The sequence below is a fragment of the Candidatus Palauibacter sp. genome (assembly GCF_965197445.1).
Taxonomy (GTDB): Bacteria; Gemmatimonadota; Gemmatimonadetes; order Palauibacterales; family Palauibacteraceae; genus Palauibacter.
The window spans coordinates 507,811-527,496 of record NZ_CBDANE010000004.1 but is presented as its reverse complement, the minus strand read 5'-3'; the positions used below and the strand labels follow the sequence as shown (position 1 = coordinate 527,496).

Annotated in this window: 17 protein-coding genes; all 17 read left to right on the top strand. The window is 67.5% G+C overall.

The window, feature by feature from the left end; translation table 11 throughout:
- The first annotated feature begins 38 nt into the window (after positions 1 to 38).
- A complete protein-coding gene (kdsB, locus tag ACN9M6_RS06160; RefSeq protein WP_419162033.1) occupies positions 39 to 773 on the top strand; it encodes a 3-deoxy-manno-octulosonate cytidylyltransferase in 735 nt (244 codons plus the stop codon).
- A gap of 14 nt (positions 774 to 787) precedes the next feature.
- A complete protein-coding gene (locus ACN9M6_RS06155) occupies positions 788 to 2,497 on the top strand; it encodes a CTP synthase (RefSeq protein ID WP_419162032.1) in 1,710 nt (569 codons plus the stop codon).
- Positions 2,494 to 3,345, top strand: coding sequence for a 3-deoxy-8-phosphooctulonate synthase (gene kdsA / locus ACN9M6_RS06150; RefSeq protein WP_419162031.1), 852 nt, complete (start codon positions 2,494 to 2,496; stop codon positions 3,343 to 3,345). Before ACN9M6_RS06155 ends, kdsA begins: the two co-directional genes overlap by 4 nt.
- 13 nt (positions 3,346 to 3,358) lie before the next feature.
- Positions 3,359 to 3,901 carry a KdsC family phosphatase gene (locus ACN9M6_RS06145; protein ID WP_419162030.1) on the top strand — a complete coding sequence of 181 codons (543 nt, stop codon included), beginning with the start codon at positions 3,359 to 3,361 and terminating at the stop codon, positions 3,899 to 3,901.
- A gap of 25 nt (positions 3,902 to 3,926) precedes the next feature.
- Positions 3,927 to 4,907 (top strand): LPS export ABC transporter periplasmic protein LptC, encoded by a 981-nt coding sequence (lptC, locus tag ACN9M6_RS06140; RefSeq protein WP_419162266.1) that lies wholly within the window; start codon positions 3,927 to 3,929, stop codon positions 4,905 to 4,907.
- Positions 4,904 to 6,652, top strand: coding sequence for a hypothetical protein (locus tag ACN9M6_RS06135; protein ID WP_419162029.1), 1,749 nt, complete (start codon positions 4,904 to 4,906; stop codon positions 6,650 to 6,652). The genes lptC and ACN9M6_RS06135 overlap by 4 nt, the downstream gene beginning before the upstream one ends.
- Positions 6,649 to 7,374 carry an LPS export ABC transporter ATP-binding protein gene (gene lptB / locus ACN9M6_RS06130; protein ID WP_419162028.1) on the top strand — a complete coding sequence of 242 codons (726 nt, stop codon included), beginning with the start codon at positions 6,649 to 6,651 and terminating at the stop codon, positions 7,372 to 7,374. Before ACN9M6_RS06135 ends, lptB begins: the two co-directional genes overlap by 4 nt.
- Before the next feature lie 7 nt (positions 7,375 to 7,381).
- Entirely contained in the window at positions 7,382 to 8,746 is a 1,365-nt protein-coding gene (gene rpoN / locus ACN9M6_RS06125) for an RNA polymerase factor sigma-54 (protein WP_419162027.1), read from the top strand.
- Positions 8,743 to 9,666 carry a glycosyltransferase gene (locus tag ACN9M6_RS06120; RefSeq protein WP_419162026.1) on the top strand — a complete coding sequence of 308 codons (924 nt, stop codon included), beginning with the start codon at positions 8,743 to 8,745 and terminating at the stop codon, positions 9,664 to 9,666. Before rpoN ends, ACN9M6_RS06120 begins: the two co-directional genes overlap by 4 nt.
- Before the next feature lie 5 nt (positions 9,667 to 9,671).
- The gene (locus tag ACN9M6_RS06115; RefSeq protein WP_419162265.1) at positions 9,672 to 10,961 is read left to right on the top strand and encodes a glycosyltransferase family 4 protein; all 1,290 of its coding nucleotides are present in this window, start codon (positions 9,672 to 9,674) and stop codon (positions 10,959 to 10,961) included.
- Entirely contained in the window at positions 10,958 to 12,466 is a 1,509-nt protein-coding gene (locus tag ACN9M6_RS06110) for a hypothetical protein (protein ID WP_419162025.1), read from the top strand. Before ACN9M6_RS06115 ends, ACN9M6_RS06110 begins: the two co-directional genes overlap by 4 nt.
- A 1-nt stretch (position 12,467) precedes the next feature.
- Positions 12,468 to 14,819 (top strand): YfhO family protein, encoded by a 2,352-nt coding sequence (locus tag ACN9M6_RS06105; protein WP_419162024.1) that lies wholly within the window; start codon positions 12,468 to 12,470, stop codon positions 14,817 to 14,819.
- On the top strand, positions 14,812 to 15,816 hold the full coding sequence (locus tag ACN9M6_RS06100; protein ID WP_419162023.1) for a hypothetical protein: 1,005 nt from the start codon (positions 14,812 to 14,814) through the stop codon (positions 15,814 to 15,816). Before ACN9M6_RS06105 ends, ACN9M6_RS06100 begins: the two co-directional genes overlap by 8 nt.
- Entirely contained in the window at positions 15,714 to 17,147 is a 1,434-nt protein-coding gene (locus ACN9M6_RS06095; protein ID WP_419162022.1) for a LamG-like jellyroll fold domain-containing protein, read from the top strand. The genes ACN9M6_RS06100 and ACN9M6_RS06095 overlap by 103 nt, the downstream gene beginning before the upstream one ends.
- Positions 17,148 to 17,241: 94 nt before the next feature.
- Positions 17,242 to 18,027, top strand: a complete 786-nt coding sequence (locus ACN9M6_RS06090; protein WP_419162021.1) for a polyprenol monophosphomannose synthase — start codon at positions 17,242 to 17,244, stop codon at positions 18,025 to 18,027.
- Positions 18,027 to 18,929, top strand: coding sequence for an ion transporter (locus ACN9M6_RS06085; protein WP_419162020.1), 903 nt, complete (start codon positions 18,027 to 18,029; stop codon positions 18,927 to 18,929). The genes ACN9M6_RS06090 and ACN9M6_RS06085 overlap by 1 nt, the downstream gene beginning before the upstream one ends.
- Positions 18,930 to 19,685, top strand: a complete 756-nt coding sequence (locus ACN9M6_RS06080; RefSeq protein WP_419162019.1) for a class I SAM-dependent methyltransferase — start codon at positions 18,930 to 18,932, stop codon at positions 19,683 to 19,685.
- Position 19,686: the final 1 nt, after the last annotated feature.

Genomic DNA, 19,686 nt, shown 5'->3' with positions numbered 1-19,686 from the left:
CTTGCGATGCCGCTCCGAACGAACCAAACGCGCCACCGATGGGCGTGATCTGCGTCCTTCCCGCACGACTCTACAGCACACGTATCTCCAGGAAGCCCCTCCAGAAACTCGCCGGCTGCACCCTGCTCGAGTGGTGTTGGCGAGCCGCCTCGGCCATTCGTGTCTTCGACCAGATCGTGGTGGCGACGGACGACGGCGAGATCGAGGCGTGCGCGCGCGGGTTCGGGGCGGAGGTCGTCAGAACGCGATCCGATCATATCTCGGGCACCGACCGCGTGGATGAGGCGGCCGACCTGCTCGGCGCGGCGGAAGACGACGTAGTCGTCAACTTTCAGGCCGACGAGCCCTTCGTGGGTGGTGGCGCCATCGAGGGTGCCGTGCGGAGGGCGCAGGAACTCGCGACGATCGCGGTGCCGATTCGCGGGGAAGCCGAGTGGCGGTCCTCCGCGGTCGTGAAGGTCGCTCGGGCCGCCGACGGACGGGCGCTCTACTTCAGTCGGAGCCCGATCCCGTTCTCGCGAGACGAGTCGCCGGGGCTCGGGACGCGCGCGCGTCTGCGCCATGTCGGCGTCTACGCGTGCCGCCGGTCGGCGCTGAGGCGTTGGGCGGCCATGCCCGAGTCGGCGCTCGAACGGGCCGAGCGACTGGAGCAGTTGAGGGCACTCGAGGCGGGCATGAAGATTCACGTCGAACTCGGTCCATGGACCGAACCCGGTGTCGACGTGCCGGCCGACATTGAGCGCGCGGAACGGTTATTGTCCACCAGGGGATAGCTAAGGAGGCGGGGATGACGGACGACAGGTCGCCGACGAAGTACATCTTCATCACGGGAGGAGTCGTATCCTCGCTGGGGAAGGGCATCACCGCGGCCTCGATCGGGCGCCTGCTCGTAGAACGCGGCCTGCGCGTGACGATCCAGAAGTTCGACCCCTACCTGAATGTGGATCCCGGCACGATGTCGCCGTTCCAGCACGGGGAAGTCTACGTGACCGACGACGGGGCCGAGACCGACCTCGACCTCGGGCACTACGAGCGGTTCATCGACGAATCCCTCTCTCAGGCGAACAACGTTACGACCGGGCGGGTGTACCAGAACATCATCACAAAGGAACGGCGTGGGGATTTCCTCGGCGCCACAGTGCAGGTCATCCCGCATGTGACGGACGAGATCAAGACGGCAATCCGTCGGCTGGCCCCGAATCACGACGTCGTCATCACCGAGATCGGCGGGACGGTCGGCGACATCGAGTCGCTCCCCTTCCTGGAGGCGATCCGCCAGTTCCGGCAGGATGTGGGGCGGGAAAACTCCCTCTTCATCCACCTCACGCTCGTCCCCTGGATCGCGGCCTCGGGCGAACTGAAGACGAAGCCTACGCAGCACTCGGTGCGCGAGTTGCTGGGGATCGGGATCCAGCCGGACCTGCTCGTGTGCCGGACCGAGCACGACCTCGAGGACGGGATCAAGATGAAGATCGCCCGCTTCTGTAACGTCGCGGTGAGCCGGGTCATCGAGTCGCGCGACGTGGCGACGATCTACGAGCTTCCGCTCGCCTATCGCGCGCAGTCGATGGATGACCGTATCTGCGAACAGCTCCACCTCGAGGGCAGGGCGCCCGACCTCACGGGCTGGGAAGCGATGGTCGAGCGGATCAAGAATCCGGGGGATGGGAGGGTCCGGATCTGCGTGGTGGGCAAGTACACGGAACTGGTGGACTCCTACAAGTCGATCGCCGAGGCCCTCATCCACGGGGGGATCGACAACGACGTGGAGGTCGACGTCGAGTGGCGTTCCTCGGAGCATGTGGAAGAGCGCGGCACCGATTTCGTGGACCGCTTCGATGGCGTGCTCGTGCCGGGCGGGTTCGGGGTTCGCGGTGTCTCCGGCATGCTGGAAACGATCCGGTTCATCCGCGAGCGCCGGATCCCGTACTTCGGCATCTGCCTCGGCCTGCAGTGCGCGATCATCGAGTTCGCGCGCAATGTGTGCGGTCTCACGGACTCTCACTCGTTCGAGTTCGACGAGAAGACGACCGATCCGGTGATCTCTCTCCTGGACTCGCAACACAAGGTCACGGAAATGGGGGGCACCATGCGGCTCGGCGCGTACCCGTGCCGGCTCGCGAAGGGGTCGCTGGCGCGACGCGTGTACGGTGCTGACGAGATCTCCGAGCGGCACCGTCACCGGTACGAAGTCAACCCCACATACAATGAGACCCTGCGCCGGGGCGGGATGCTGTTCAGCGGGATGTCGCCCGATGGGGGGCTGGTCGAGATGCTCGAGCTTCCCGATCACCCCTTCTTCCTCGCGACGCAGTTCCACCCCGAGCTGAAGTCGCGACCGAACAAGCCCCACCCGCTCTTCGCTGCCTTCGTCGAGGCGGCGGTGGCGCGCAGGGATGCGATGGCGTCCTCTCGCTCCGCGCGGGATCAGGCGGTCGAAGAATGGGCGGACTCCGAGGTGTCGGTCCGGACGAACGGGGTCACGGCGGGGAGATGAACGCTGGATGTCCGCCGTTCTTCTCCGGTCGCCGGCGGACGCCATCCGGCGGGAACAAGAGACCCTGGACTTCTCTTTTCCTGATCGCGGGGCCGTGCGCCCTGGAGGACGACGGGCTGAACTTCGAGATCGCCGACCACCTGGCGGACCTCGGTGAGCGGCTCGACGTTCGGGTCACGTTCAAGGGTTCGTTCGACAAGGCCAACCGGAGTTCCGCCTCGTCGTCGCGGGGGCCGGGTCTCGACGCGGGGCTTGCCGCGCTGGCGCGAGTGCGCGAACGCTCGGGTCTCCCCGTGCTGACCGACATTCATCTTCCCGAGCAGGCGGCGTGTGCGGCCGCCGTCGTGGACGCGCTGCAGATCCCCGCCTTCCTCTGTCGGCAGACCGACCTCCTGCGCGCTGCCGGCGCGACGGGCCGGCCTGTGAGCGTGAAGAAGGGCCAGTGGATGGCTCCCGGGGACGTGGGTGGAGTGGTCGGGAAGCTGCGAGAGGCGGGAGCCCGCGAGGTGGCCGTGACGGAGCGGGGGGTCGCTTTCGGCTACGGGCGGTGGGTCGTCGACATGCGGAGCTTCGACCTCATGCGCGAGGCCACGGGGTGCCCGACGGTGTTCGACGCCTCGCACGCGGTCCAGTTGCCGGGCGGCGAAGGCACCACCAGTGGCGGCGAACCGCGGCATATCGGCCGGCTCGCGGCGGCGGCCGTCGCGGCCGGGGCCGATGGCCTGTTCGTCGAGGTCCATCCGGATCCGGGGGCCGCCCCCTCAGACGGATCCAACATGCTCCCGCTCGGCGAACTCGAACGCGTACTCGAGACCTCGATGCGCGTGCGCGAGGCCGTGACGGCCTGACGGCCGCCACCTCATGACCGCACCGCTCGACCCTCGACGGGCGAAGGCCGTCCGGCTGGTCTCTCTGGACGTGGATGGCGTACTCACGGACGGCTCGCTCTGGACCGGCTGGGATCCGGCGAGCGGCTCCTTTGAGATGCGGCGCTTCAACGCCCTCGACGGCATGGCGATCCGGCTCCTGCAGAGAGCCGGGCTCGTCATCGCGTTTCTGAGCGGGAAGCGTTCGTCGGCCGTCCTCATCCGCGCCGGCGAACTTGAGGTCGAGGATGTTTCGCTCGGTGCCCCGGAGGGAAAGCTTGCAGGCCTTCAGGGTATGCTCGCGCGGCGGGGCTGGACGCTGGAGCAGGCCGCGCACATGGGTGACGATCTGTCGGACCTCGCCGTCATGGAGCGGGTAGGTCTGCCGGTGGCGGTCGTCGGGGCGGTGTCCGAGGTGCGCGCGTGCGCGGCCTGGGTTGGCACGGTTCGCGGCGGGGAAGGGGCGGTCCGCGAGTTCGCGAAAGCCCTGCTCGTGGCACGCGGGGAGTGGGAGGGGTTGGTTGCGGAGTTCCGGTAAGGAGGACGGATTGCCGTTCTTATACGTGATTCGTGCTGGCCGTGTGGGCCGGCGCGCGGAGAGGACCGTTCCGTTTCCGGCCTCGGTTCTGGCCGCGGTTCTGATCGTGCTCTCGGCGGCATGCCGGCCGGAAGATGCGCCCCCGATGGCCGACCGGGTCCTGCCGGATGGCATCGACTCCTCCGTAATCGGGATGCGCACGACCATCACGCGGGACGGTATCCGGCGGGCGATCGTCGAATCGGACACGGCCCAATGGCACACGGAGAACGAGATCCACCTCCGCCCCATGAAACTCACCTTCTACGACGTGAACGGACGGGAATCAACCGAGGTGACGTCGGAGTACGGCGTCTTCCACGAACTCACGGGGGACCTGGAGGCGGATGGATCCGTGGTCGCCCTGGACCGTGTCGAGGGTCAGCGTCTGGAAACGGAACAGTTGCGGTACGTGAACGCCGACGGACGGCTGTACGGCCCGGTATCCTTTCGGCTCCTGCAAGGTCCCGGGACAGTGGTCGAGGGGTCGGCGTTCGAATCGGATCCGACGCTCGACTCGGTCGTCGTGCTGAACCCGGCGGGCGAGTCGCGGTCTCCGATCGTTCGGACCCCGGCTCCCGCCGCTGAGGACTCGGTGGCGGTGGTACAGGATTCGGCGGTCGCGCCGGAGGACACGGTGCCGCCGGACAGCACGGCCGCACTCGGCGATACGACGGCCGCACCCAGCGATACGACGGCCGCGCTCGGCGACACGACGGCCGCACCCAGCGACACGACGCCCGCGCCCAGCGACACAACGCCCGCGGTCGTACCGCCGGATAGCGCAGCCGCGCCCCCCGACACCCTGGTCGTGCCGCCGGATAGCCTGGCCGTGCCCGGCGACACTACCGTCGCACCCCCCGACACCGCGGTTGTGCTCCCGGACAGTACGGTCGTGCCGCCGGACACGACGGCTGCGCTCCCCGACTCCGTGGTTGCACCGCCGGACACCACGGCTCGCCGGTGATCCGTTCGCGGCTCCTGGCGCTCCTCGTCGCGGCGTCCTGCCTCGGATCTCCGCTTCCGGCGCAGGAGCCTGACTCGACCGCGGCTTCCGGGCTCGATGAGTGTGTCCTCACATGGCGTCCGATCGAGTCGGATACGCGTAGCGTCACGAACCGTGACGTGTCCGGCGCACACGTGACCCATCTGAGCGGGCGCTATCTGTGGATCTGCGGTTCGGCCACGATGCAGGCGGACAGCGCCGTCAAGCGGGATGGCCCCCGGCTGGTGGAACTGTTCGGCAACGTGGTCTACCGGGATACGATCCGGACGCTGAAATCGGATCGACTTCTCTACTTTCAGCTTTCTGATTTTGTCATCGCCGAGCAGAACGTCGAGTTGCTGCGCCTCACCGACAGCTCCACGCTCGCGGGGCCGCGAGTGGAATTCCTGCGTGCGGTCTCCGGCGTCGACGCGTTCACCACCGCGCCGGGACGGCCGACCGTTACCTTCTATCCGACCAGCGGGGAATCCCGGGAGCCGTTCGTCGTCGAATCCGATGTCGCCATCTTTGCCGGCGAGGACGAAGCCCGTTTCCACGGGGACGCCGTGATCACGCGCAGCGACATGAATGCGCGAGCCGACAGCGCGACCTTGACGCGGACCGAGGGATCCGGCGTCATGTGGGGGGACCCGTGGATTGAGGCCGAACAGATTCGGCTCGAGGGCGACACGATCCGATTCCGGTCCGAGAACGAGGAACTCGAGGAGGTGCACGCCACCGGCGATGCCTACGCCTCGGGAGACCGATTCGAGGTTCGCGCCGAGGTGATCGATATCGCGCTGGAGAATCGGGAGGTGGACGCGGTCTGGGCCCACGGAGAAGGGGTCGGGGAGGCCGCCTCCGGTGCCCACCTGGTCTATGGGGATTCGCTCTACTTTGCCATGTACGGCAGCCAGATAGATACGCTGTATGCGGTGGGGAACGCCATCGCGATCCAGCAGGACAGTACGGCGGCCACCGAGGGGAGCACCGAAGACGAAACCCCCGGCGCGGGAGAGGAAGCGGCCGGTGATTCCACGGAGGTACGTGCGGATAGTCTCGCGAGCCCGGCGGCGACCGATTCCGCGGCGGCTTCTCCCGATTCCGCGGCGGTCGCGGCGCCGGAACTCGCGACGGATGGCTCCATGAACTGGGCAAAGGGGGATACCCTAATCGCCGCCTTCGAACGGTCGGCCGAGGCAGTCTCCGATACGGCGGCTGCGCCGGCCCCCCTCATGTCGAAGCTCGACCTGATCGGGAACGCGAGTGCGCTCTACAGGATGGTGCGGGATTCGGCCGCCTCGTCGCGGCCATCGCTCAACTACATGATCGGCGTGCGCATAGAGGTAGGATTCCGGGACGGGGGACCCCACGCCGTGGCAGGCGACCACGCGATCGGAGTCTACCTCGAACCCCGCGAGGTGTTCGGGCTCGAGCCGGCAGCCGACAGTTCGGGAACGGCGGCCGACAGTTCGGGAACGGCGGCCGATACCCTGTCCGGCGCGGCTCCCGCCGACTCGGCCGGGACGCCTCCCGATACCCTCTCGGCGCCCCCGGATACGTCCTCCGCGCCTCCTGACACTTCGAGTGCGCCCCCGGACACTCTGCGACGCCGCGTACACGCGGGGATCCCGGGGCGGGTGGCCGTGCCGGTGCGAATTCCCCCCGCGGGATGGCTCCGTCCCCCGCGGACCCCCGCGGGACAAAGATCAAGGAGGGTGCCGTGAGCAGCGTACTCCGGGCTGAGGGGCTCGTCCGCTCGTTCAAGCGGCGTTGCGTCGTGGATGACGTGGCGATCGAAGTGCGGCAGGGCGAGATCGTCGGATTGCTCGGACCCAACGGCGCCGGCAAGACGACGACCTTCTACATGATCGTAGGGCTGCTCAAGGCAGACCGGGGCCGCGTGTACCTGGACGACCGGGAGCTCACGGACTGGCCCATGTACCGGCGGGCGCGGGCCGGGATCGGTTACTTGCCGCAGGAAGCCTCGATCTTCCAGAAACTCACCGTCGAACAGAACGTGATGGCGATTCTCGAAACGCTCAAGCTGTCACGGCAGGAGAGAAGGGACCGGCTCGAGCAGTTGCTCGACGAGCTGTCGATCAAGCACCTTCGCTCGAACAAGGCCTACTCGCTCTCGGGCGGCGAGCGTCGACGGCTGGAGATCACGCGAGCGCTCGTGACCCGTCCCAAGTTTCTGCTGCTGGACGAGCCGTTCACAGGGGTCGACCCGATCGCGATCGACGAGATCCAGCGTATCGTGAGCGATCTCAGAGACAAGGGGCTGGGAGTCCTGATTACCGACCACAACGTACGCGAGACGCTGTCGATCACGGATCGCGCCTACCTGTTGTTCGAGGGCAGGATTCTCGTGCAGGGGGCGGCGGGCGACCTGGTCGACGATCCCGAAGCCAGAGAGCTCTATCTCGGGAAGGACTTCAGGCTCTGATATGCCTGTGGACGGGAGACCGGGGCTCTCGGCGGGCCTCCGCCTGCAGCAGGAACAGAAAGCCCAGCCGCGGCTGTACCAGGCCATGGACCTCCTGCACATGCCGCTCCTGGACCTTCAGGGACACCTGAGACAGGAGCTCGTCGACAACCCCTTCCTCGAGGAAGAGTCCGCCGAAGACGTGGACTGGGAAGATGTCCTCCTCGACGACTTCGACCCGGGCGGGCGGCCGGATGAGTACGAGGAGCGCGAGTATTTCACGCCCACCGTCACGGCGACGCAGAGTCTCTGGGATCACCTCCACGACCAGTTGAACTTGCTCAGACTCGGAGACCGTCAGGTGTTGATCGGTGAAGAAATCATCGGGAACATCGATCGGGAAGGTTTTCTCTCGTGCCCTCCGGATCAGATTCTCGAGGCTCTGGAGGATCGACTCGACGACGACGCGCCGGTACACCGCGGCGAGGTGGAGGAAATGCTGCGCCGCATTCAGGGGTTTGATCCGAGCGGGATTGCGGCCCGGGGTCTGCGCGAGACGCTACTGCTGCAGCTCCGCGACCGCGGCCGCGACTCGTCGCTCGAATACCGGATCGTGCGGGACCGCTTCGACGAACTCGCCGACCACTCCTGGAACGAATTGGCGGAGGAATACGGAATCACGCCCCGGGACGTCCAGGCGGCGGCGGACGAGATTGCGAAACTGGACCCCAAACCGGGATTGAAGTACGCCGACGCTTCAGAGTCCTATGTCATCCCCGACCTGACGGTGGAGAAAGTCGACGGCGGTTATCACGTCTCTCACAACAATACGACGCTACCGCGCCTGAAGCTGTCGCCGACGTACCGGGAGATGGCTGCCGACCGCGCTCGGTTCGAGGGTGAGAACAAATCGTTCATCACGGAGAGACTCAATAGCGCGCAGTGGCTCATTCAGGCGATCGAACAGCGCCGCCAGACCATGTTGAGAGTCATGAACTTCATTGTCGACCGTCAGCGGGACTTCTTCGAGAAGGGGGCCGAGCACCTGCGGCCGCTCACGCTCCGTGAAGTGGCGCGGCACGTCGAAGTGCACGAGTCCACGGTCTCGCGGGTGACGAATGAGAAATACGTACAGACGCCGCGCGGCCTGTATCCCCTCAAGTTCTTCTTTTCGGGCGGATATTCGACCGATGGGGGTGCGGACGTGTCGGCGCGTGGAGTCCGGACGCGGATCGGCAAGCTGATTGCGGAGGAAGATCCGAAGGCGCCGCTCAGCGACCATGCGATCGCGGACCTCCTGAGGGGGGACGGCGTGCGGATTGCCCGGCGCACCGTCGCGAAATATCGGGACCAGCTCGGGATCCTCTCGGCCCGCCTGCGCAAACGCGTATGACGACCCCGAGGATTTCGGTCATCGTGCCCGCGTACGACGAGGCCGAGAACATGCCCGAACTGTTCGCCGAACTCGCGGCGACCTTCGAGGCACACGATCTGTCGGCGGAGGTCGTGCTCGTCGACGACGGGTCGGTTGACGGGACGGCGGAGGCGGCCGAAGCGGCTGCGGCGCGCGCCGGCTTCGATGCGGCAGTCGTGCTGCGGCACCGCGGGAACCGGGGCAAGACGGAGGCGATACTCACCGCGTCGGCGGCGGCGCGCGGCGAATACCTGGTCTTGTTCGATGCGGACCTTCAGCATTCGACCGATGAGATTCCGCGTTTCGCGGCGCTGCTGGACGAAGGGTACGACCTGGTCGCGGGCCGGAAGGTCGGACGGTACGAAAAGCGCTTCGTCTCGTCGATCTACAACCGGCTCGCGCGCGCCATCTTCCGTGTGCCCGTGCGGGACCTGAACGCCATGAAGGCACTTCGGGCCGATGTACTCGGCGGGCTTACCCTGCGCCACGACTGGCACCGCTACCTCGTCGTCTTCGCGCACGCCGAGGGGTACCGGATCGGAGAGCTGGACATCGCCCTTCACCCCAGGCGACACGGGACGGCCAAGTTCTCGGGGCGAGGCCGGATACTGATCGGCATGCTCGATCTCGTCTCCGTGTGGTTCCAGCTGGTCTGCGGGCGCAAGCCGCTGCTCTTCTTCGGCACCACCGGCCTCGCGCTCATCGCAGCCGGTAGTCTGACGGGTCTCGTGGCCCTCGTGCTCCGCTTCGGCTTCGGCCTCGGTTACCGGCCGCTGCTCACGCTCGTGCTACTTCTGGTGGTCGGGGGGCTGCTCCTCTTCATCCTCGGCTTCCTCGCGGAGACGATCGCACAGCTGCGGGACGAAATCGAGGAACTCAAGCGGGACCGCCGGACTTGAGGGTCGTGCACGTCGTGACGGCTTTTCCGCGCCACGACGCCGACATCATCACCCCGTGGCTGGGAAGACTGCTGCTCGGATTGCAGGACCGCGGTGTGGACGTGGCCGTCCTGGCGCCGGCGTACCGGGGGGGAGGGGGGACCGAATGGCGCGGCATCCCCGTCCGCCGGTTCAGGTACGCTCCGTCCCGGCTCGAAACCCTCACGCACGATGAAACAGCACCGGATCGCCTACGATCGCACCCGGCGTCCCTTGCGCTCCTTCCCGGCTATATGGTGGGCGGAAGTCTGGCTTCGATCCAGGCGGGAACCGGCGAGCCGCCGGATGTGGTCCATGTCCACTGGCCGGTGCCGCACGCCTGGTTCGGCGGTATGTTGCGGGCCTCTTCCGGGGGTCGCACGGCGCTGGTTTCGAGCTTCTATTCGGTCGAGATTCGCTGGATCGAGCGGCGGGTCGGATGGGCCATTCCATTCCTGCGCTGGGCGATTGAAACCTCGGACGTCGTAACGGCGATTTCCTCGGCGACGGCTTCGGCCGTGGCGCGCTACACGAGGCGGGAGGTACCCGTGATCCCCTTCAGCGCGGCCGTTTCGTCGGACCGAGCGGCCCGGACGCCGGCTGCCGAAGCCAGCGCCCCGGGCGCGGCGGAGAGCTCGACAAGCCGTCGGGGAGGCCCGTTTCAACTCCTGTTCGTCGGCCGCCTCGTGGAACGGAAGGGCGTCGACGTTCTGATCCGGGCTTTGGCCCGGGTGCGTGAGCACATCGACGCCACGCTCACGGTGGTCGGAGAAGGCCGGCTGGCCGGTCCGCTCCGGGCCGAAGCCGTCCGAGCCGGCGTCTCGGAATTCGTCCGTTTCACGGGCCGCGTCGACGACCGGGCGCTCGCGGAGGCCTATGAGACCAGCCATGTCTTCGTCCTGCCCGCGGTGATCGACCGAAAGGGGGACACGGAGGGCCTGGGCGTCGTGTTACTCGAGGCCATGGAGTTCGGGCTCCCGGTGATCGCATCAAACGTGGGCGGCATCCCGGACATCGTCCGCCATGGCGAGACCGGCCTGCTTGTGCCCCCGGGAGACCCTGCTCCGCTCGCGCGGGCGGTCCTGGACGTGGCCGAGAAGCCCGGTACCGCTCGCCGGAGGGTCGAGCAGGGGCGGGCTCATGCCCGCGAGCGCTTCGGCCTCTCCGGCGTGGTCGACCGTCTCCTGACCTGCTACGAGACCGCGATCGCCACCCGCCGGGGACTCGACGCAGCCCCTCCCGGGTCGGGGAGCCCAAGGGAACCGAGGGAGCGATGACGATCCGGGACGCGTTCGGGCTTACGGCGCTGGGGCTCGCGATCCTCCACCTGGTGTTGGGCCTCCTCGTCTTCGAACCCACGCTGTTTCCGGGCGGAGACAACGCGGGCTACCTGATCCTCGGCGACGCGCTACGCAGCGGGGAAGGGTATCGTGACCTGCACTTGCCGGGAACGCCGCTCCACGCTCGCTACCCACCCCTGCTGCCGGTCCTGCTCACGGGACTCGGTTGGGTGGGCGGCGTGGGTGTGGCAAAGGTCGCCATGTTGCTTCTCACGGCCACGACGGTTTGGGCGACCGCGCACTTCGGGCGCGGCTGGGTGGGGTCCGGGCCGGCCCTCGGCGCGGCCGGGCTCCTGGCCATCAACCCAACGCTGCTCGAGTACGGGCACTACATACTCAGCGAGGCGCCGTTCACACTTTGCGTCGCCGTCGCACTCTGGCTGTCCCGGAGCGAGGGCCGGAGAGGTGCGGTGCTCGCGATGGTTGCGGCGGCGGCCGCGTTCGCCACGCGCACGGCCGGCATGACGGTTTTGGTCGCGCTCCCGCTGGCCTGGCTTCTCGCAGGACGACATCGCCGGGCGGCGTGGTCGGGCGTGGTCGCAGGGGGTGCGCTCGGGGCCTGGGCCCTCTATCAGCGCCTGGCCGCGGCGGAGCAGCCCGGGTACCTGGCTGAACTCCTGCTGGTGGATCCGTACACTCCGGCGTCCGGTGCGGTTGGGTTCGCGGGACTCTTCGCGCGTGCCGCCGACAACTGCTGGGCCTACGTGAGTCGGGTCCTCCCGGAGACGTTCCTCGGTCCGGGCGGAGGTACGGGTGGAGGCCTGGTCGCGCTCGGGCTCATCGTGGCGTCGCTGGCGCTGGCCGGGTGGGCGCTCCGCTCGCGCCAGCGACTTGGCGCTCCGGAATTGTTCGCCGTCCTGTACGCCGGGCTGATCGCCGTCTGGCCGTCCGTCTGGACCGATCGGCGCTTCCTGCTGCCGTTGACGCCCGTCATCCTGCTCCTGGCGCTCGTGGCGGTGTGGGAACTGCCTGTGCCTGCCGGGCGCTGGCTGAGGTGGGCGGCGCCCGCGCTGATCGCACTGCTGGGCATCGCATGGGTCGCACGCACGGCTCCGGATCGTGTCGCGTGCGCGGCCTTGTACGGGGCGGGGAATCCCTGCGACCCGCCTGCAAACGCGAGTCTGTACGAAGCAGCCTTCTGGGCCCGCGACAACACACCGCCCGACGCGGTCATTGCCAACCGGAAGCCGCGCCTGTTCTTCTGGCACGCTCGGCGGCGGGGAGATCTCTACCCGTTCTCCAGCGATCCGGCGGCGGTCATGCGGGGCCTGGAAGAGATGGGGGCGGACTATGTGGTCGTGGACCAGGTGAGCGGTACGACCGCGCGCTATCTGGTCCCGGCAATCCGCGAATACGAGGATCGTTTCGAGGCCGTATATGTGGGCGGGGAACCGGCGTCCGCGATCTTCCGCCTCCTGTCACCAGCGGAAAATGTCGACTGACATGAAGAGTCTCGGCGAAGGCCGGAACTCCACGGTCTGGTGGTTCCTGGGCGCGGCGGCGCTGGTCAGCATCCTGTTCTACAGGGATTTCATCTTCCACCCGGAGCGGCTCATCTTCGGGTCGGACATGCTGTTCGAGGGGATCTCGCTGCGGCGGTTCTACGTGGACGAGATTCAGGCGGGCCGGGGCGTACCGCTGTGGGTTCCGAACGTCTACGCCGGCATGCCCTTCGTCGGGCTCCTGCCCGGACCCATCTTCTACCCCTCGACGATACTCTACTTCCTCATGCCGCTTCACAGGGCGATCGGCTGGACGTTCGTCCTTCACACGTTCCTGAGCGGTGCTTTCGGGTACTTCCTGGCGCGGTCGTTCCGCCTGCGACCGTCGTCGGCCGTCGTATGCGGCGCCTCGTTCATGCTCACCGGCTACATGACGTCGCACCTGTTCGGAGGACATGACGGGCGGATGTTCGCCATGGCGCTGATCCCGCTCGCGCTGGGGCTGCTGAACCGCGGTCTCGAGACGGGTGAGCCGCGCTGGTTCTGCGGGCTCGCGCTCACGATCGCGGCGCAGGTTTTTACGCCGCACACGCAGGTCATGTACTTCTCCAGCCTCGCCCTGGTGCTGCTCTTCCTCTTCCATCTCCTGTTCCGGATTCCCCGGGTGGAGGGGAAAAGAGAACTGCGATCCTATGTTCGGCCGGTGACCGGATTCTCCCTGGCGGTTCTGGCCTCGATCGCCCTCGCGGGTCCTCAGCTGTTCCCTGTGTTGGCGCTGCTCCCGAATGTGACGCGCGCCGCGGCCGAAACGGGGTACGAGTTCGCGGCGTCCTGGGCGCTGCCTCCCCAGGAGCTGACGGCGTTATTCCTGCCGGATCTGGTGGGGTCCCTCGGATCCTACTGGGGACAGTACCCGTTCAAGCTGCATACGGAATTCCTCGGCTCGGTGCCGCTTGCCCTCGCCATCCTGGGGATCGCCGCGGGGTTCGGTGGCGCGCTGCCCAGGGAACAGCGACGCACGGTCGGTTTCCTCGCCGTGGCCAGCCTGCTGGGCATTCTGTTCGCGTTGGGGGCCGCGACGCCCGTCCATCGCATCGCCTACACGCTGCTCCCCCTGATCGGGAGCCTTCGGGCCCCCGCCATGATGCTGGGACCCGTGACGGTGTTCGTCGCCCTCCTCGCGGCCTACGGCTGGGAGGCGACGCTCTCGGGCCGGACCGCGGACACGCGGGTGTCCTGGGTACCGCTTGCGCTTCTCGGAGGGCCGGTCGTGCTCCTCGGGGCGTGGGCCGCGCTGGACCCGGAAGGTCTCGCGAACTTCGCGCTGTTGTCCTGGTATCCGGATGGGTGGCCGAGACGGCCCGACGCGGCCCTGGCTCCTCGGCTGCGAACGAACGGCCTCCTCCTCATGGGCGGATTCGCGCTGGCGTGGGGCGTCTCCCGCGGGGTATCCAGCCGGCGAGTTGCGCCCTGGGCGCTGGTGCCCGTACTGGCCTTCGGCATCCTGGACCTGTGGCGGGTCGATGTCCGCTACCTCGATGTCCAGGACGCGGCGGTCGCGCTGGCGCCGGATCCCGTGGTATCGGCGCTTCAGGAACGTGCTCGGCCCGGCGAGCGTGTGTGGGCGCCGGACTTCGGGGGGCCGATACGCAACTACAGGCCCAACGAGTTGGCCTACCACGGGATTTCGTCCGCCACGGGGCGTCAGAAGTTTCTCCTCGCACCATACGCGACTCTGGTGGGTGGCATCCGTCCGGACCAGGGGCTCCGCCGCGACCCCGTCCGCGCCTTCCTGAACGTGCGATACCTCATTACGGCCGGGGGACAGGACGGTGTCGAGTCGTTGGCGGAAGCGTCCGGTCGGCACCTGTATCCGATCCCTTCCCTCGCGAGGTACGCGTTCTTCCCCGCGGAAATCGAAGTGGCGGCGGATGCCTCCGAGGCGGCGGCGCGGACCTGGAGCAACCCGGAGCCCGAGCGTCTTGCGATCGTCGAGTCCCGGCCGGGCTTCGAGCCTCCGGCGGCGGGGCGGGGCACCGCCGCCATCGTCCGATATGAGCCGGATCTGATCGAGTTCGATGTCTTTGCGGCGAGCGCGGGGCTTCTCGCTGTAAGCGAGATCCACGATCCGGGCTGGCGAGCGGTGGTGGACGGCGAGGAGACGGCCATCTGGCGGACCAATACCGCCTTTCGTGGCGTCCACGTGCCGGCGGGGCAGCATCGGCTCACCTTCGAGTACCGGAGCCCGTCGTTTCTGCTCGGCGTGTGGACGAGCCTGATCGCCTTGGCCCTGATGGCCGTGTTGCTTCCGAGATCTCGGCGTTCTGCGCGGACAAGGCGCGTGGATGCCTGAGCAGAGCCGGGCCGGACGCGCCCCCCGGGGGGGGGCGCCGCGCGTCACGATGCTCGTCTCGGTGGTCTTCCTTCTCGTCGCGCTGGCAGCCGTGGCTTCGGCGCTGTTCGGTGGCTGGGGTGCGTGGTCGGGCATTGCGGGGTCGACCGGCGCCCAGTGGCAGATCCGGCCTCTATGGCTCGCGAGTGCAGTGGCGTCCGGGGGGGCCGCATTGTGGATCAGCGGCGCCATCTGGGGTGCCATGTTCCGTGCGTCGGGCGGTCGTTCTGGAATTCGAGAAGCTGCTGCCATGTGGCTCGGTTCGAACCTCGGCAGGTATCTCCCGGGAAAGATCTGGCAGGTGACGGGCCTCGTCGGTTTCGTCCGCGCCCGCGGTGACTCGGGGGCCGGGGCGCTGGCCACGCTGCTGGTGTTCCAGGCTCTGATGCTGGCCTCCGGAGCCGGAATCGCGGTGGCGGCGCTCGGTGCGGGAGCGTTCGAGGGTGTCGGGGCCTGGCCCGTCGTACTGGGGGGACTGGGAGTGGCCGCAGCGCTCACCCCTCCCGTCCTGCGCCTCGTCGTGCGCCTTGGGGGCCGACTGCTTCGGGAACCCGGAGAGATCGAGGAGGTACCGCTCCGAGGGAGCCTGTTGATCCGGGCGGCTGCCGGCAGCCTGCTCGTCTGGTTACTGCACGGGTTCGGTTTCTGGGCGCTCCTCGAGGGGTTGGTCGCGGACAACCCTGTCGGACCCGTTGTGGCGTGCGGCGTCTTCTCCGCGTCGTACGTCATCGGCTATCTGGCTGTGATTGCCCCGGGCGGGATTGTCGTTCGGGAAGGTGCGATGGCGAGCCTTCTGGGCGTCGTGTCGACCATCTCGCTCGGACCCGCTGCGGCGCTGGCGCTGGCCGCCCGCTTGTGGACGACCGTGGCGGAACTCGCCGCCTTCGGCGTCGGTCTTGCGCTCGCACGGTGGGTGGGGGGCAGGAGCGAGCCGCAAAGGGAGAGGGGGAGTCTCTGAGGCAACGGAGGACATTTCGATCCCGTTTCGCGATCCCGCTCGCCGCGGCCGCGGCGGGTGCGTTCGGATGCGTCAGTGAAGACGGCGGCACCGTTGACCCCGACTCGGCGAACAGAGCCCCTGTCGCAACCGGCGCGATGCCTCGGCAAGACATCGGCACCGGCAACCACGTCGAGCTTCAATTGTCGCAGTATTTCAGCGATCCGGACGGGGACGCTCTGACGTACCGGGCCACGTCTTCGGATGCGCTTGTGGCGGGCGTGTCGGTATCGGGCAGCCAGTTGACCGTGAGGGCCGTGTCCCGTGGCGTGGCGGAAGCGAGGGTGACGGCCCGCGATGGGAATGGTGGGGAGGCCAGGCAGACATTCGAGGTAAGGGTGCCGAACGGACGTCCCGTGGCGGTGGCCGAAATCGCGTCGAGGATGCTCGAGGCGGGCGAAGCTGAAGTGCTGGACGCTTCCGACTACTTCCGCGATCCCGACGGCGACCCCCTGACGTATGCGGCTACATCCTCGGATGCGGCGGTAGCGGTGGTGTCGGTAGCGGGCAGCCACTTGACCGTGGGGGCCGTGTCCAGCGGCGCGGCGGACGTAACGGTGACGGCGCACGACAACCAGGGCGGCGAGGCCCGGCTGGCATTCGATGTGGTGGTCGGCGTGACGGCCTGCGTCCCGATGCCCGAAGGCGCCCTGCATTGGTGGGCCGGAGACGGGACCGGCGCCGATCGTATCGGAGGCGCGAACGCGACCCTCATGGGTGGAGCGACCTACCTTCCCGGCGTGGTCACGTCCCGCGGTGGGGAGGCCTTCTCTTTCGACGGTGTGGATGCGATCGGTCGTGTCTCTGATGTCGCCACGCTCAACCCCACGGGTCCGTTCTCGATCATGGCCTGGGCCCGGCCCGGAGCGAGGCCAACGCCCGCCGGCACGATCCTGGGGAAGGGGCACCCCTGGGCGGAGTCCTGGATACTGGACAGTCATCGCGGATCCTGGCGGGCGGTCATGCGGGACGGCCGTGGTGCGGCTACGACGATCTACGGTACGACGCTCAGGCCCAATGTCTGGGCGCACGTCGTCATGACGTGGGATGGTCGAGGCCTCTCCCTGTACGTTGATGGACAACTGGATGGCTGGAGAAGCATCGCCTCGATCAATTTGAGCGACGCGTTCGTTGGTATCGGGGGGCGGAGTGAGCAGGGGTTCCGTGACAGCGAACTCGACTACGAATTCGCGGGCGAAATCGACGAGATCGTGTTTTTTGGTCGGGCGCTCGGCGAGCCGGAAATCCGGGCCGTTTTCGCGGCGTCCACGCAGGGTATCTGCAAGACCTGAGGGCACGACGGCGCGAACCACGGGACGAGCGAGCGCCCTTCGCGACCCGGTACGGCTGCGGCAGCGGCCGGGAGGTCGATAGGTTGGGGGCGCCATGAGTTCCGACACTCCGTTCACCTGCGACTCCGACCCCGGCACAGACACCGGACCCGATCCTGACGCGGGTCATCGTGGCCTCGTCATCCTGCCTACGTATAACGAGATCGAGTCCATCGCCGACATCGTGTCGGCCGTCCTGGCACGTGACCGTCGGCTCTCGGTGCTCGTAGTCGATGACGCCTCTCCGGACGGGACCGGCGCGCTCGTGGATTCGATCGCCGCCACAGAGCCGCGTGTCCACGCGCTGCACAGGGAAGGGAAGGCCGGGCTCGGATCGGCTTACGTCGCCGGCTTCCGCTGGGCGCTCGAGCGGGACTTCGACTGGATCTTCGAGATGGATGCCGATGGATCCCACGACCCGCGCTATCTGCCCGACATGATCGCGGCGAGCGCCGACTTCGATGTCGTGGTCGGATCGCGCTATACTGCCGGCGTGAACGTGATCAACTGGCCGATGTCCCGCCTGCTGCTCAGCTACTATGCGAACAAGTATGCGCGTTTCGTCACCGGGCTGCGGCTGGCGGACTCGACCAGCGGGTTCAAGTGCTTCGGGCGTCGAGTGCTCGAGGCGATCGACCTCGATGCGGTGGAATCGACCGGGTATACCTTCCAGATCGAGATGAACTTCCGCGCCTGGAAGAAAGGGTTCACGCTTGGCGAGGTCCCGATCGTGTTTACCGATCGGGTCGCGGGGCAGAGCAAGATGTCGGGGGCCATCGTTCGTGAGGCGGTGTGGCGCGTCTGGGCCCTGCGTCTGCGCTCCCTGCTCGGGAGGCTGTGATGGCAAGAGACCGGACGATGTCGTACTTCCCGTCGCGGCGGGAGCCCGTGCGGCCCGCGATCGACTACAAACGCCACCCCGTGTTTTCCACCCGACCGCGGTGGAGGTGCGAGGCTCACCGAATCATCTTCGGCAACCTGACCCCGGCCGGGCGGCTGTTCGACCTCATTCTCATCGGCGTGATCGTGGCCAGCGTCGTCGTAGTCATGCTGGAGAGCGTAAACGAACTTCGGCCCGGCTCGGGCGGGGGGCTGCGGGCGCTGGAGTGGGTCTTCACGGCGCTGTTCACGGTGGAATACGCCTTCCGGCTCATCTCTGCCGAGAAATCGACCCGGTACGCGCGTTCCTTCTTCGGTATCGTCGACCTCCTTGCCGTGCTTCCGGGTTTCGTCGGACTGTTCATTCCCGGCGGCCAGGCGCTCGCGGTTATCCGCCTGCTGCGCGTGCTGCGCGTTTTTCGGGTCCTCAAGCTCGCCCAGTTCGTGGGCGGAGAGCGCCTCCTGATTCGCGCCTTGCGGTCGAGCGCATACAAGATCGCCGTGTTCGTGGTCGCGGTGCTCGTGGTCGTCACCGTGGTGGGCGCCGCGATGTATGTGATCGAGGGGGCCGAATCGGGCTTCAGCAGCATCCCGCGCGGCGTTTACTGGGCCATCGTCACCGTCACGACGGTCGGTTTCGGAGACATCACGCCCCAGACCACGGCGGGCCAGATGACTGGCTGCCCTCCTCATGATCCTGGGGTACGGCGTGATCGCCGTGCCGACGGGGATCGTGACCGCCGAAATGACGGGCGGGCGAGAGAGCCGCCGGGAGGCCCTCGAGCGCGTGTGTCTCCGCTGCGCCTCACCGGGCCACGATGCCGACGCCGGCCACTGCAAGCACTGCGGCGCCGAACTCCTTGAATGAGGAGTTCGCCATCGCAAGCAGGCGGCTCCGGCAGCGACTACTACATGAAGTTCCTGTCGAGCCCGGAGTATCGGGAGAGTCGGCTCCGGAAGGCGGCCGTACTGGCGACGATCATGGGCGATGAAATCCGGGCTGCCGCGGTGGTCGGTGACGTCGGGAGTGGCACGGGCCTCCTGAAGGGGGAACTTGAGAGGATATGTGGGCGCCGTATCCTCGGCTTCGAGGTCGATCCCGGCATCCCGATCGAACGACGGCGGACCTGTGTCGCGGACGGAGCCCGGTTGCCCGTGTCCGACGCAAGTTTCGACTTCCTGATCCTGAACCATGTCTACGAGCACGTGAACGAGCCGCGGAAACTCTTCGCGGAAGTGTTGAGGGTGCTCAAACCCGGAGGTCAGGCGTACGTGACCGCGGGTAGTCGCTGGGCGATTGTCGAACCCCACTACCGGCTGCCGTTTCTCAGCTGGCTGCCGACGGGGCTCGCCGACCGGTACGTCCGTGGAACCGGGCGGGGAAGGGACTACAGCGGCATCCGCTTTCTGGGGTACGGCCCGCTGAGGCGCACCATGGACGTCCCGGGCCTTCAAGCCGCCGACATCACCGAACGTGCGATCCGGTCCGCGCTCGAGTGGGGAGCAGGAAGGAGTTGGAGGCCGTTGTGGGGCCTTCTCTCGCGACTTCCGGCGGGTGCGCGGAAGAGGATCCTCCGCTGGGGTCCGCAATGGTTCTTTCTGCTCACGCGACGAGATTGAA

Excerpts from the sequence above, each read along its gene's own strand:
- kdsB (WP_419162033.1), top strand. The coding sequence starts at position 39 with ATGGGCGTGATCTGCGTCCTTCCCGCACGACTCTACAGCACACGTATC.
- ACN9M6_RS06155 (WP_419162032.1), top strand. The coding sequence starts at position 788 with ATGACGGACGACAGGTCGCCGACGAAGTACATCTTCATCACGGGAGGA.
- kdsA (WP_419162031.1), top strand. The coding sequence starts at position 2,494 with ATGAACGCTGGATGTCCGCCGTTCTTCTCCGGTCGCCGGCGGACGCCA.
- ACN9M6_RS06145 (WP_419162030.1), top strand. The coding sequence starts at position 3,359 with ATGACCGCACCGCTCGACCCTCGACGGGCGAAGGCCGTCCGGCTGGTC.
- ACN9M6_RS06120 (WP_419162026.1), top strand. The coding sequence starts at position 8,743 with ATGACGACCCCGAGGATTTCGGTCATCGTGCCCGCGTACGACGAGGCC.
- ACN9M6_RS06110 (WP_419162025.1), top strand. The coding sequence starts at position 10,958 with ATGACGATCCGGGACGCGTTCGGGCTTACGGCGCTGGGGCTCGCGATC.
- ACN9M6_RS06105 (WP_419162024.1), top strand. The coding sequence starts at position 12,468 with ATGAAGAGTCTCGGCGAAGGCCGGAACTCCACGGTCTGGTGGTTCCTG.
- ACN9M6_RS06100 (WP_419162023.1), top strand. The coding sequence starts at position 14,812 with ATGCCTGAGCAGAGCCGGGCCGGACGCGCCCCCCGGGGGGGGGCGCCG.
- ACN9M6_RS06090 (WP_419162021.1), top strand. The coding sequence starts at position 17,242 with ATGAGTTCCGACACTCCGTTCACCTGCGACTCCGACCCCGGCACAGAC.
- ACN9M6_RS06085 (WP_419162020.1), top strand. The coding sequence starts at position 18,027 with ATGGCAAGAGACCGGACGATGTCGTACTTCCCGTCGCGGCGGGAGCCC.
- ACN9M6_RS06080 (WP_419162019.1), top strand. The coding sequence starts at position 18,930 with ATGAGGAGTTCGCCATCGCAAGCAGGCGGCTCCGGCAGCGACTACTAC.